We start from the raw sequence: 13,040 nt of genomic DNA, 5'->3' as shown, positions 1-13,040 counted from the left end.
CCATCCGGGCCGTCCGTATCGCCCCAGCCGGGTCGGTTGCGTGTGAGGATGGGGGCATGTCGCACGGCGAGGAACTGTTCGCGCTCGGCGGGGATGTGGCCACGGAGCCCAGCTTCGAGTCCGCCCTACGGGGGTACGAGAAACGACAAGTGGACCGGTACGTCGCTCGTGCCGAACACGAGATCGTGACCCTGGCGGCCGAGCGGGAACAGGCGTACACGCAGATCCACAAGCTCGCCGGCCAGGTGGAGGTGCTGCAACGCGACCTGGCCCAGGTGCGCAAGCAGGTGGGCGTGGTTGACCGCGCCTCGTTCCGGCACCTCGGCCCCCGGGTCGAGCAGATCCTCGTCCTCGCCGAGGAGCAGGCCGACGACATCCTCGTCGCCGCGAACGAGGAGATCGAGGCCCGGCGGGCCGCCGCCGAGCACATCGTCTCCGAGGCCAAAGAGCAGGCCGCCCAGGCGCTCAAGGACTTCGAGATCGCCCTCGCCGCCCGGCGGACCGAGGAGGAGCGGCACGGCGTCGCCCGACGGGCCGAGGCGGACGCGGTGCTCGCGGCCGGCAAGGAGGAGGCCGCCCGACTGCGCAGGGCCGCCCAGGAGGCCCTCGCCACGGCACAGCAGGAGGCCACCCAGCTCCGGGACGCCGCCAAGGAGATCCACGCCCGGGCCCAGCAGGAGGCGGCCAAGCTGCGCGAGGTGGCCAAGGAGGCCCTCGCCCAGGCGCAGCAGGAGGCCACCCAGCTCCGCGAGGCGGCCAAGGAGGTGCACGTCAAGGCCCAGCAGGAGGCCAAGCGGCTCACCGACTCCGCCACCGAGGCCGGCCGGGCCAGCCACGCGAAGGCGTTGCAGGAGGCCAAGCGGCTCACCGACGACGCCGAGCAGGCGGCGAAGGGCGCCCGCGACCGGGCCCGGCAGGAGGCCGAGCGGCTGACCACCCAGGCCACCGAGGCCACCAAGCGCCAGCGCGCGGAGACCGAGGGGTACGTGCAGCGGATGCGCACGGAAACCGAGGCGTACGTGCAGCAGGCGCGGGCCCAGACCCAGCAGGAGCTGGGCGCCTGGCGGGCCGGCGTGGAGAAGGAGGTCAACGACCGGCGGGAGGCCGCTGACCGCGAGTTGGCCCAGCGCAAGGCGACCGCCGAGCGGGAATACGCCACGCACCGCGACGACCTGGACAAGCAGCACACGAGTCGGCAGGGCAAGCTGGAACAGCAGTGGACCGCCCGGCAGACCGAGTTGGAGCAGCAGTACGCCGCCCGGCACGCGGAGATCGAGGGCGGTGCCGCGGAAGTCCGGCACGCCGCCGAGCAGGACGCCCTGGCGATGCGCCGGCAGGCCGAGGAGGCAGCCGCCGGCCTGCTGGGCCGGGCGGAGACCGACTCGACCGACAAGCGCCGCAAGGCCGACGAGCACGTCGCCGCCTCCCGCCGCCAGTTCGAGGAGTACGCGGCCACCACCCAGCAGCACCTCGCCACCACCCAGCAGCACCTCGCGGCCACCCAGCAGGAGGTGGCCTCGGGCCGCCAGCAGCTCGCCCAGGTGATGCTGGAGATCGCCCAGGCCCAGCAGGAGCTGGCCGACCTGCGGCAGGAGACCTGGCGCTCCCGGCAGGAGTCCGACGAGCTCCAGCGGGAGATGCTCGAACTGCGCCAGCAGCTCACCGGCGAACGCCTGTCGGCCGACGGGGCGGCGGCCCTGGCCACCCCGAGCCACAACGGCGCCGGGCCGGCCAAGACCGACGCCGGAGCCCCGGACACCGCCAGGGACGACGCAGCAGCGGACCCGACCCGAGGCGACGGAACCCCGGACCCGACCCGAAACGGCGCCGCACCGGACCCGACCCGGAACGGCGCCGCACCGGCCAAGATCCGGCCGGTGGCCGAGACCGTCACCACCGTGGACGACGGCGCGGCGAGCGCCGGGGTGGACGGCGAGCCGACCGTGGCCGCGATGCCCGGTGAGGCCGGCCGGGAGGCCACCCCCACGAAGATCACCAGCACCGGCGAGAGCGGCAAGCGGCCGAGCAAGCCGACCACCGACGAGCGCAGCGCCAAGCCGAGCAAGGTGACGGTCGAGTCCGAGTGACCGGGGCGGTGGCCTGGGAGGCCACCGCCCTCTACCCTCCGGGCTGGAACCCGCGCGCCCGGCCGCGGGTCAGGGGCCTCCGGTCGTAGCACCGGAGCGCGTGGAGGAGGGCTCGGTGACGCAGGACGCGCCGGTAGGCGGCAACCCACCCGACGAGGGGCGCGCCGGGGCACCGGCCGACGGCGACGGGTCGCGGGAAACCCCGGTCGGCGCCCGGAGAACGCCGGGCGACACCCCGCCGGGAACAGGCACCCGAGAACCGTCGGACGAGAGCCCGCCGGAAACGGGCCACCGGGAACCGCCGGACGAGAGCCCGCCGGGAACGGGCCACCGGAAACCGACGGACGACGCCCCGACCGGCGATGACGCCCCGACGGCGGGTGGCGGCGAGCGCGCCGGCAGCGAACCGGGCGACTCCGTGACGGCCGGCGCGACGAGCAACGGCTCCGGCCGGTTCGGCGAGCCGGGGCGGCCGTTGCGCCGCAACAGCTTCCTGGTCGGTTTCACCGGCGCGCTCGGCGTGCTGCTGGCGTACGCCGCCTTCCTCGGCGTGCGCAACGCGGCCGGCATCCTGGTGCTGGTGGTCATCGCGCTCTTCCTGGCCGTGGGGCTCAACCCGGCGGTGGTCCGGCTGCGCTCCTGGGGCCTGCCGAACGGGCTGGCCGTGGCGACGGTGACACTGACCCTGCTGCTGCTGATCGTCGGCGGCCTGGTGTCGCTGGTGCCGCCGGTGGTCACCCAGTCCGGGCAGTTCGTCGAACAACTCCCCCACTACGTCGAACAGCTACGCCGTAACGAGGCCGTGAACGACTTCGTCGTGCGGTACGACGTGATGGAGAAGATCCAGTCGGCGGCGAACGCCAACACGATCGGGCGGGCGCTGGGCGGGGTGCTCGGCGGGGCCCAGCTGATCTTCGGCACCCTGTTCCGGACGCTCACCGTGCTGGTGCTGACGATCTACTTCCTGGCCTACTTCGACCGGCTCCGCCGCCTCGGGTACGCGCTGATCCCCCGCTCCCGCCGCCAGCGGGTGCAGCTCATCGGGGACGAGATGCTGACCCGGGTGGGCGCGTACCTGGTCGGCGCGCTGAGCATCGCCGTGCTGGCCGGCGTGACGACCTTCGTCTTCGCGCTGATCGTCGGGTTGCCGTATCCGTTCGCGCTGGCGGTGGTGGTCGCGGTGACCGACCTGATCCCGCAGATCGGCGCCACCCTGGGCGCGGTGGTGGTGAGCCTGGTCGGCTTCGCCACCGACCTGCCGGTGGGCATCGCCTGCGCCGCGTTCTTCCTGGTCTACCAGCAGGTGGAGAACTACCTCGTCTACCCGAAGGTGATGCGCCGGTCGGTCGAGGTCAATGAGGTGGCCGCCCTGCTCGGCGCGCTGCTCGGGGCGTCGCTGATGGGCGTGGTCGGCGCGCTGATCGCGATCCCGACGGTGGCCGCCCTCCAGCTGATCCTGCGCGAGGTGGTCCTGCCCCGCCAGGACTCCCGCTGACCGCCGCTGGGCCCTGAACCGGGCCCCGAGGGGATGCCCCGGGCCCGTGGGCGGGCCCGGGGCGGCGCTCAGTCGGCGAGCGGGCCGGGGACCGGGGTGTCGGCGAAGGAGGCGACCGTCCGGTCGGCGTACGCGCTGACGTCGCCGGTCTCGATCGGGCCGTCCCAGGTGCGGGGCAGGGGCAGCGGGGTGGCCGGTGCGACCCGGCGGACGATCTCGTCGAGCACGGTCTCGGCGTCGCCCACCCAGAGGTGCTTCGCGCCGGGCATCCCGACCACCTCGGCCTGCGGCACCACCGCGAAGCGCTCGCGGGCCTCGTCGGGGCGCAGGTAGTCGTCGAACTCGGGGACCAGGGCGGTCAGCGGCTTGCCCGTCTCCGCCCAGTGGGTGAGGTCCTCGGGGGTGGAGAAGCGCAGCGGCGGGGAGAGCAGGATCGCCCCGGCCACCGCCGGGTCGCAGCCGTACTTCAGGGCCAGGTCGGTGCCGAACGACCAGCCGACCAGCCAGACGTTCGGCAGCTCGGCGAACTCCGCGTACTCGATGGCGGCGGCGACGTCGAAGCGCTCACCGACGGCGTTGTCGAACGCCCCCTCGCTGGTGCCACGCACGCTGCTGGTGCCCCGGGTGTTGAACCGCAGCACGGCCAGGTCGGCCAGCGCCGGCAGCCGCCAGGCCGCCTTGCGGAAGACGTGGCTGTCCATCATCCCGCCGTGGGTAGGCAGCGGGTGCAGGCAGACCAGGGTGCCGACCGGCTCCCGGTCGACCGGCCGGGCCAGCTCACCGACCAGGCGCAGACCGTCGGCGGTGTGCAGGTCGATGTCCTCGCGGTGCCCGGGCAGGATCGAGGACGCACGGATCGGTGTGCTCACCGCCCCAGTCTCCCGCGCCCCCTCCCACGCCGCCCGGCGGGGCGGAAACAGGGTGATCCAGATCGCTCAGCCGTACCGGGGGGCACCCCGGCCGCGCTGCACCCCCGGACCACGCCGGTCCCGCGCCCGCCAGCAGCCACTGTGCCAGTGCCGCCGATCGGTCAGGTCGCCGCGCTCGTCCGCCGGCCAGGCCACCAGGTGCGCCACCCCGGGGCGGATCTCCTGGTCACAACCGGGACAGCGGTACGTCTTGGTCGACGCCCCGCCGCTGACCCCGCGCACCTGCCAGTCGCCGTCGCGCCACTGCTGCACGGTGGGCACGCCCAGGCGGGCCCGGTCGGAGTCCAGGTGGACCTGCTCGTCCCGGCGGGTGCGGTTGCGACGGGGGCTCACAATCGTCAAGCGTACGGTCAGCCCCGGGGGTCCGGCCCGGTGAGTCCCTCGGCGGCGCCCCCGCTCAGCGGCGGGTGTGGTCGCGGAACCCGCGCCCGGTCTTGCGGCCCAGGTAGCCGGCGGTGACCAGGTGCTCCAGCAGCGGCACCGGGGCGAACCCGGGCTCGCGCAGCTCCAGGTACAGCTCGCGCTGGATGGCCAGCGAGACGTCGAGGCCGACCACGTCGAGCAGCTCGAACGGGCCCATCGGGTACCCGCAGCCGAGCTTCATCGCGTGGTCGATGTCGTCGGCCGTGGAGTAGCTGGCCTCCAGCATCTTCACCGCGTCGTTGAGGTACGGAAAGAGCAGCGCGTTGACGACGAAGCCGGCCCGGTCGGCGCAGACCACGCCGGTCTTGCCGAGCTTCGCGCAGACGGCGCTGGCGGTGGCGGTGGTCTCCTCGGAGGTGCGGATGGTCCGCACGATCTCCACCAGGGGCATGACCGGCGCCGGGTTGAAGAAGTGCAGGCCCACCACGTCGGCGGGCCGCTGGGTGGCCATCGCGACGTCGATCACCGGCAGCGACGAGGTGGTGGTGGCGAGCACCACGCCCGGCTTGCAGATCTCGTCGAGGCTGGCGAAGAGGGCCTTCTTGACGCTCAGCTCCTCCACCACCGCCTCGACGACCAGGTCGACGTCGGCGAGGTGGTCCAGGGTCGCCGACCAGTTGATCCGGCCGAGTGCCGCGTCCCGGTCGTCCTCGCTGAGCTTGCCCCGCACCACGCCCTTGTTCAGGGAGGTCTTGACCGCCTCGCAGACCTTCGCGGACTTCTCCGCGCCCCGGGTCACCGAGACGACCTCGTAGCCGGCCGTGGCGAAGACCTCGATGATCCCGGTGGCCATCGTCCCGGAGCCGACGACGCCGACCCTGGTCGCGACTGCGGGGCTCGCAAGCTCACTCCTCGCGCTCCCGACGCCAACCTTCGCGATGGCGCGCGCGCCGTCGGTCAGCGCCGTCGCCGTCGCCGTCGGCGTCTGCCCGTCCGGTACGACCTTCGGCGAGCCCGGCCGCTCGTAGGTGTAGAAGCCCCGGCCGGACTTGCGGCCGAGCAGCCCCGCGGTGACCATCTGCTTGATCAGCGGCACCGGGGCGTGCCGGCGGTCCCGCCCGCCGCGCCGGTACATGGTGTCCAGGATCTCGTACGCGGTGTCGAGGCCGATCAGGTCCATCAGGGCTAGGGGGCCCATCGGCAGGCCGCAGCCGAGCTTCATGGCGGCGTCGATGTCCTCGCGGGTGGCGTAGTGCGACTCGTACATCCCCACGGCGTGGTTGAGGTAGCCGAAGAGCAGCGCGTTGGCGATGAAGCCGGCCCGGTCGTTGATGGTGACGTCGACCTTGCCGAGCCGGGCGCACAGCGCCTCCACGTCGGCGACCACCTCGGCGGAGGTGACCACGGTGCGGACCACCTCGACCAGCTTCATCACCGGGGCGGGGTTGAAGAAGTGGATGCCGATGACCTGGTTGGGCCGGCCGGTGGCGACGGAGATCTCGGTGACCGACAGCGACGAGGTGTTGGTGGCCAGGATCGTCTCGGGCTTGCAGACCCGGTCCAGCTCGGCGAAGATCCGCTGCTTGAGTTCGAGGTGCTCGGGGACCGCCTCGATCACCAGGTCCACCGCGTGCAGGGCGCCCAGCCCGACCTGGAAGTCCACCCGGGCGTGCAGGGCGTCCCGGTCGGCCTCGGCGAGCTTGCCCCGGGCGACCGCCCGGTCCGTCGAGCCGGTGAGGTTGGCCCGGCCGCGTTCCAGGGCCGCGTCGGCGATCTCGACGGCGACGACGTCGATGCCGTTACGGGCGAACACCTCGACGATGCCCGCACCCATGGTGCCCAGCCCCACCACGCCCACGCTGGTGAATTCGCGCGCCACGACCGGCCTCCCCAATGCTCCGCACGACCGCGTGAACGGTCACTAAGGTATGCGCGCGAGTCTGCCACCTGACGCTTGGTTGTCGAGTCACGGTGGGGTATTTCACGGGTGCGACGAGTGGATGTTCGCGGGCCGTACCCGGTGCTCAGACGCGGGCGGCGGGCGGTGCGGCCACCGGCAGCGGCAGGGTGGGCCGACGGTCGCGCCCCTGGGGGCCCACCCACAGCCCCACCGGGTCGGTCCGGGCCAGGCCCGGGTCGAAGAAGCGCAGCTCGGTGCGGCCCAGCCGGATCACGTCGCCGTCGGAGAGCGGTTCCGGGCCGTCGATCCGCCGGTCGTTGAGCCAGGTGCCGTTGGTCGAGCCCAGGTCGACCAGCGTCACCCCGCCGGTGGCCAGCCGGACGCTGGCGTGCCGGCGACTCAGGTGCGGGTCGTCGACGGCGATGTCCACCGTCGATGCCCGGCCGATCACCTGCGGCCTCGCGGTGAGCCGAAAGCTCGCACCACGCATCGGTCCGCCCGCCACGGTCAGCAGCGGCATCAGTTCCGGAAAATTCTCCATGGACGCTCAGCCTCCAGCCAGCGGTGTCCCGGCGTCAGCGTGCCATCAGACGGTAGCCGCCCCCCACCACCACCCGGCCACCTCCGTCGCTACGCGCGGTCAGCTCCGGTTGGCCGGTTCGGTTCCCACCGGCTCCCCACCTGGGGCGGCGGGCGTCTCCCCCTGGACGACGTCCGGGCCGCCCGAGACCTACCGGCGGGTAGCTTCCGGGTCTAGACTTCCGTCATGACGGCTGTGCGTGCCCCGGGTGCCCCGATCATCGAAGACGGGCGGCTGGTGTCGACCAGCCCCGCCACCGGCGCGGAGGTGGCCCGGCTGCCGGTCGCGGCCCCGGCCGACGTCGCGCGGGCGGTCGAGCGGGCCCGAGAGGCGGGCGTGTGGTGGGCCGGGCTCGGCTTCACCGGCCGCCGGCAGCGGCTGCTGCGCTGGCGCGGCGTGCTGGCCCGGCGGATCGAGGAGCTGGCCGAGCTGATGCACGCCGAGGGCGGCAAGCCCGTCGGCGACGCCATCGTCGAGATCCTCACCGCCATCGAGCACATCGACTGGGCCGCCCGCAACGCCGGCCGGGTGCTCGGGTCACGCCGGGTGCGTTCCCGGCTCATCCTCGCCGAGTTCTCCGCCCACCTCGAATACCAGCCGTACGGGGTGGTCGGGGTGATCGGCCCGTGGAACTACCCGGTCTTCACGCCGATCGGCTCCGCCGCGTACGCGCTCGCCGCCGGCAACGCCGTCGTCCTCAAGCCCAGCGAGTACACCCCGGCCGTCGGCCAGTGGTTGGCCGACGCCTTCGCCGAGGTGGTGCCGGAGCAGCCGGTGTTCACCACGCTGCACGGCCTCGGCGACGTCGGGGCGGCGCTGTGCCGGTCCGGGGTCAACAAGCTGGCCTTCACCGGCTCGACGGCCACCGCCAAGAAGGTGATGGCGGCCTGCGCCGAGTCGCTGACCCCGGTGCTGCTGGAGGCCGGCGGCAAGGACGCCATGATCGTCGACAGCGACGCCGACCTGGACGCCGCCGCCGAGGCGTGCGTCTGGGGCGCGCTGACCAACGCCGGCCAGACCTGCATCGGCATCGAGCGGGTGTACGTGGTCGAGCCCGTCTTCGACGCGTTCGTCGGCAAGGTGGTGGAGAAGGCCGGCCGGCTGACCGTCGGCGCCGACGGGGCCGACATCGGCCCGATCACCATGCCCAGCCAGCTCGACGTGATCCGCCGGCACATCGACGATGCGCTGGCCCGGGGCGGGCGGGCGGTGCTCGGGGGTGCGGACGCGGTCCGGCCGCCGTACGTGCACCCGACCGTGCTGGTGGACGTGCCGGAGGACTCCGTCGCCGTCCGCGAGGAGACCTTCGGCCCGACGCTGACCGTCAGCCGGGTCCGCGACGCCGACGAGGCCGTCGCCCGTGCCAACGCCCTCCCGTACGGCCTGGGTGGTTCGGTCTTCGGCCGGCGGCGGGCCGTGGCCATCGCGCGGCGGCTGCGCTCCGGGATGGCCGCGGTGAACTCCACCCTGACCTTCGCCGGGATGTCCACGCTGCCGTTCGGCGGCGTCGGCGAGTCCGGCTTCGGCCGCATCCACGGCGAGGACGGGCTGCGCGAGTTCGGCCGGACCAAGGCGATCACCCGCCGCCGTGGCCCCTCGATGCTGCCGGCGATGACCTTCGAGCGCACCGCCGCCGACATCGCCCGCCTGGTGAAGGTCACCAAGCTGATCTACGGCCGCCGCCGCTGACCGCCACCTGACCGTCCCCGGCCCGTCGGCACCGGGCCGGTCAGAACAGGGCCGGGCCGGTCAGAACAGGGTCAGCTCGTCACGCTCGATGCCGCGCAGCTGGTCGTAGTTGACGACGACGCACCGGATGCCCCGGTCCGTCGCCAGCACCCGGGCCTGCGGTTTGATCTCCTGGGCCACGAAGACGCCGGTGACCGGGGCGAGCAGCGGATCCCGGTTCATCAGTTCGAGGTAGCGGGTGAGCTGCTCGACGCCGTCGATGTCGCCGCGCCGCTTCACCTCCACGGCTACCGCACGTTGCGCGGAGTCCCGGCAGAGCAGGTCCACCGGCCCGATCGCCGTCATGTACTCCCGGCGAACCAGGGTGAACCCCTCGCCCAGCGCCGTCGGGTTGGCCGCCAGCAACTCCTGCAGGTGCGCCTCGACGCCGTCCTTGCGCAGGCCAGGGTCGACGCCCAGCTCGTACGAGGTGTCCTGGAAAATCTCCTCCAGGGTGATCCGCAGTTCCTCGCCGGCCTTGTTCACCACCCGCCACACCCCCGGCGCCTCCTGCAGCCGACAGGGTGGGCTCATCCAGTTCAACGGCTTGTAGGCCCGGTCGTCGGCGTGGATGGACACCGACCCGTCCGCCTTCACCATCAACAACCGGGTGGCCAACGGCAGGTGAGCCGAGAGCCGTCCGACGTAATCCACCGAGCACTTCGCAATGACCAGGCGCACCCGACGAGGGTAGCGGAGACCCCGACCTGCGCCACCGAGCGGCACTGGCGCGCCGGTGCCATGCTGAGACAGTGTTCGAAGTACTCACCGGCACCGGTCTCGCCGCCTCGGCGGGGCTGAACGCCTACATTCCCCTGCTCATCATGGGGCTCCTGGCCCGCTACACCAACCTGATCGACCTGCCCGGCGGCTGGCAGTGGCTCGGCAACGGCTGGGTCATGGTGATCCTCGCGGTGCTGCTCGCCGTCGAGGTCGTCGCCGACAAGGTGCCGGTCCTCGACCACCTCAACGACGTCGTCCAGACCGTCGTCCGGCCGACCGCCGGCGGGCTCGCCTTCGGGGCCGGGTCCACCTCCGAGACGGTCACCGTCAGCGATCCCGGCAGCTTCTTCTCGTCCAGCCAGTGGGTGCCGATGGCGACCGGCGTGCTCATCGCCCTCGGCGTGCACCTACTCAAGTCCGCCGCCCGCCCGGTGATCAACGCGACCACCGCCGGTTTCGGCGCCCCGGTCGCGAGCACCGCCGAGGACGCCACGAGTGTCGTGATGTCCCTGGTCGCGATCATCCTGCCGGTGCTGGTGCTGGTCTTCCTGGTCGGCTTCTTCCTCTTCCTCTTCTGGTTCATCCGCCGCCGCAAGGACCGCCGCCGGGAACGCCAGGCCGCCCGCGCCGCCGGCTTCAACGTCTGACCCCGGGGGTACGCCCGCCGACACCCCGGAAGCCTCCCGACCGCAACCCGTCCGAGACTCCGTACGCGACGACGCCGCCGGGCGGGCCCCCCGGGTGGGGGTCCCCGCCCGGCGGTGGTGTTTCGGGGTGGGGGGTCAGCTGTTCCAGTGCTTGGCGACGAGGTCGGCGGCCTGCTGTTCCCACTGGGCGTACGCGTCGGGGTACGCCGAGACCTGCACGGTCTGGGCGGCCTGGGTCAGCGGCATGTCCTGCCATCCGTCGATCTGCTTGAGGCCCTTGAGGAATGCCAGGGTGGAGTACTCGGGGTCGGTGATCTGCTCGACGGTGCCCCAGCCGCTGGTGGGGCGCTGCTGGAACAGGCCTTGGGAGTCGTGGTCGTTGCGGTCGCCGAGGTGGCCGAGGTTCTCCAGCTTCGATTCCTGTAGTGCGGTGCCGATGGAGATCACCGCGGCCCGCTCGTCGAGGCCGGCTTTTTTCGTGGCGGCGATGATGGCCTTGGCGTTGGTGTTCTGTTCGTCGTTCAGGGTGATGGTCGACTGGTCGCCGTCCACACCGTGGGGGATCAGCTTGGCGGTGTCGACGCCCGGCTTGTCGGCGGCCTGCACGGCCACGGCGACGGGCGTGCTCTCCACACCACTGCTGCTGCTGGTGGTGGTGAGGGGTCCGGCGGCGATGCCGCCGGCGAACGCGAGTCCGGCGATGCTGAGGACGCTGTTACGCAGGATGGTGGTGTTCATGGGGGTGGCTCCATTCGGGGGTCGACACCCGCACGGTGGCCGGGGGGTGGCCGGGGCGGGTGTGAGCACCACGTGGGGCGCCCGACAGAAAAGGGTGCGAAGGGGGAAGGCTTATCGCCGCTCGGCGCACGGCCCCGGGGTGGGGTCGTGGTGGCGGGGTCCAGGTGTAACGACCGGTGGCCGGCCCGCATTCCACCCGCCGGGTTCGCGGGTTCGCTGGCTCGCTGCGCAGGCGGGGGTGGGGTGTCCTACTCGATCGTCTGCCAGGTGTAACCACCCCGGGCCGGCCGATGTTCCGCCCCCACGACGCCGGCGGTCACCCCCCAACCCGCCAACCACCCGGGAACGGACAGACAACCCCAGACCACCCATCGGCCCGTCGCAGCCCCCCGGACAACGCGACCTACTGAGATCATCTCCGGGTGCCCGCGAAGAATTCTCGGCTTCCCCTGGTGGCCACGCTCGCCGCCCTGGCCGCCGCCGTCGCCCTGCTCACCGCACCGGCCGTGCTGCGCGAATCCGGGCCCGACCCCGACCCCGGGGCGTCGGCCGCCGCGACGACGCCAGCCCCACAGAACGGTGTGAAACCCAGCACAGCGGACGAAACCCCCCAACCGAGCGCATCGGCGTCACCACGACCGCCGGGCAACCCTACGGCCGACTCGACGGCGACGGTGCCGGGTGCGAGCCGGCCCGGAAGGCGACCACCGGTGGTCGACCACGGGCCGCGCACCGGCGACCGGGTAGCGCTCACCTTCGACGCCGACATGACCGACGCGATGCGGCACCAGCTGCGCAGCGGCGCGGTCCGGTCCTACGCGAACCTGGCGATCGTGGAGCTGCTGGAGCGGGAGGAGGTGCCGGCCACCTTCTTCCTGACCGGCAAGTGGGTCGAGGAGTACCCCGAGGTCACCCGCCGGCTGGCGGCCAACCCGCGCTTCGAGCTGGCCAACCACACGTACGGCCATCTCGCCTTCACCTCCGACTGTTACCACCTGCCGACGATTCCCCGACAGCGGATGACCGCCGACGTGGCCCGGACGTTCGACGTGATCGCCCCGTACGGCGGGCGGCAGACCCGTTACTTCCGCTTCCCCGGGCTCTGCCATGACCGCGCGGCGCTGACCGAGCTGGCGCCGCTGGGCGTCACCGTCGTGGACGGGGACGTCGTCAGCGGCGACCCGTTCGCGAAGTCCTGGCGGCCGATCGTCGACGCGGTGCTGTCCCGGGTACGCCCCGGCTCGGTCGTGGTCATGCACGTCACGGAGGCGAACGCCCCGATGACCGACGAGGCGCTGCCGCACATCCTGGCCGGGCTGGCCGCCCGGGGCCTCACCCCGGCCCCGCTCTCCGAGGTGCTGGGCGCGGCGTCGCCCGGCCGGACACCCTGACGAGAACGGCCGATCATCCGCCTCGAATCCGGCAAAAGCCTAAAATCGGAAGGGAATCCGCGAACCAGAGGAGGTCGTCATGACGACGGCGATGGAGATGCCCCGCGTCCAGGAATGCGTGGTCACGGCCTGCGCGTACAACCACACCAGCGACTGTCACGCGTTCGCCATCACGATCGGCAGCCCCGACCACGCCCACTGCCACACCTTCGTCGACCTGCCAGTCCGGGGCGGCATCGACAGTCTGACCGCCCAGGTGGGCGCCTGCCAGCGGTCGGACTGCCGGCACAACTCGCAGCTGGAGTGCCGCGCCCCGTCGATCCGGGTCGGCCCGGACAACGACATGGCCGACTGCATGACCTACGCGAGCCGCTGACGGCGACCGCGACGGCACCGGTACCACCCGAGGGCCGCATCGTCCGGCGGGAGGGTCGACGCAGAATCGAGGCACCCGGAGCA

12 protein-coding genes are annotated in these 13,040 nt (G+C 72.6%); 6 read left to right on the top strand and 6 right to left on the bottom strand.

Features of this window, described 5'->3' with window-relative positions; genetic code table 11:
* Positions 1 to 56: 56 nt before the first annotated feature.
* Entirely contained in the window at positions 57 to 2,087 is a 2,031-nt protein-coding gene (locus SNR22_RS17075) for a hypothetical protein (protein ID WP_320067572.1), read from the top strand.
* Positions 2,088 to 2,505: 418 nt separating this feature from the next.
* Complete coding sequence (locus tag SNR22_RS17070; RefSeq protein WP_320067685.1) at positions 2,506 to 3,582, top strand: AI-2E family transporter; 1,077 nt, start codon at positions 2,506 to 2,508, stop codon at positions 3,580 to 3,582.
* Between the two features lie 68 nt (positions 3,583 to 3,650).
* Here the strand turns inward: SNR22_RS17070 and SNR22_RS17065 are convergent, their stop codons facing one another.
* The 4 genes from SNR22_RS17065 to SNR22_RS17050 all read right to left on the bottom strand — a co-directional run bounded on the left by SNR22_RS17065 (position 3,651) and on the right by SNR22_RS17050 (position 7,315).
* Positions 3,651 to 4,451, bottom strand: coding sequence for an alpha/beta hydrolase (locus SNR22_RS17065; RefSeq protein ID WP_320067571.1), 801 nt, complete (start codon positions 4,449 to 4,451; stop codon positions 3,651 to 3,653).
* Between the two features lie 66 nt (positions 4,452 to 4,517).
* Positions 4,518 to 4,844, bottom strand: coding sequence for a hypothetical protein (locus SNR22_RS17060; protein ID WP_320067570.1), 327 nt, complete (start codon positions 4,842 to 4,844; stop codon positions 4,518 to 4,520).
* Positions 4,845 to 4,908: 64 nt separating this feature from the next.
* Positions 4,909 to 6,753: a 3-hydroxybutyryl-CoA dehydrogenase gene (locus SNR22_RS17055; RefSeq protein ID WP_320067569.1), complete on the bottom strand. Its 1,845-nt coding sequence runs from the start codon at positions 6,751 to 6,753 to the stop codon at positions 4,909 to 4,911.
* Positions 6,754 to 6,898: 145 nt separating this feature from the next.
* Positions 6,899 to 7,315 (bottom strand): FHA domain-containing protein, encoded by a 417-nt coding sequence (locus tag SNR22_RS17050; RefSeq protein ID WP_320067568.1) that lies wholly within the window; start codon positions 7,313 to 7,315, stop codon positions 6,899 to 6,901.
* A gap of 225 nt (positions 7,316 to 7,540) precedes the next feature.
* On the opposite strand from SNR22_RS17050, the gene SNR22_RS17045 reads away from it, so the two are divergent.
* Positions 7,541 to 9,043 carry an aldehyde dehydrogenase family protein gene (locus SNR22_RS17045; protein WP_320067567.1) on the top strand — a complete coding sequence of 501 codons (1,503 nt, stop codon included), beginning with the start codon at positions 7,541 to 7,543 and terminating at the stop codon, positions 9,041 to 9,043.
* 60 nt (positions 9,044 to 9,103) lie between these two features.
* On the opposite strand, the gene nucS is transcribed toward SNR22_RS17045, so the two are convergent.
* On the bottom strand, positions 9,104 to 9,763 hold the full coding sequence (gene nucS / locus SNR22_RS17040; protein ID WP_320067566.1) for an endonuclease NucS: 660 nt from the start codon (positions 9,761 to 9,763) through the stop codon (positions 9,104 to 9,106).
* A 71-nt stretch (positions 9,764 to 9,834) separates the two neighbouring features.
* Between nucS and SNR22_RS17035 the strand changes: the two genes are divergently transcribed.
* Positions 9,835 to 10,452 carry a DUF4126 domain-containing protein gene (locus tag SNR22_RS17035; RefSeq protein ID WP_320067565.1) on the top strand — a complete coding sequence of 206 codons (618 nt, stop codon included), beginning with the start codon at positions 9,835 to 9,837 and terminating at the stop codon, positions 10,450 to 10,452.
* Positions 10,453 to 10,587: 135 nt separating this feature from the next.
* Here the strand turns inward: SNR22_RS17035 and SNR22_RS17030 are convergent, their stop codons facing one another.
* Complete coding sequence (locus SNR22_RS17030; protein ID WP_320067564.1) at positions 10,588 to 11,190, bottom strand: hypothetical protein; 603 nt, start codon at positions 11,188 to 11,190, stop codon at positions 10,588 to 10,590.
* Between the two features lie 422 nt (positions 11,191 to 11,612).
* Between SNR22_RS17030 and SNR22_RS17025 the strand changes: the two genes are divergently transcribed.
* Both SNR22_RS17025 and SNR22_RS17020 read left to right on the top strand, forming a co-directional pair.
* On the top strand, positions 11,613 to 12,581 hold the full coding sequence (locus SNR22_RS17025) for a polysaccharide deacetylase family protein (RefSeq protein WP_320067563.1): 969 nt from the start codon (positions 11,613 to 11,615) through the stop codon (positions 12,579 to 12,581).
* A 79-nt stretch (positions 12,582 to 12,660) separates the two neighbouring features.
* On the top strand, positions 12,661 to 12,957 hold the full coding sequence (locus SNR22_RS17020; protein ID WP_320067562.1) for a DUF1540 domain-containing protein: 297 nt from the start codon (positions 12,661 to 12,663) through the stop codon (positions 12,955 to 12,957).
* Positions 12,958 to 13,040: the final 83 nt, after the last annotated feature.

This window comes from Micromonospora sp. RTGN7 (genome assembly GCF_033804645.1).
Lineage (GTDB): Bacteria > Actinomycetota > Actinomycetes > Mycobacteriales > Micromonosporaceae > Micromonospora.
The sequence above is the reverse complement of the archived record's forward strand: the minus strand, read 5'-3'. Positions and strand labels throughout refer to the sequence as shown.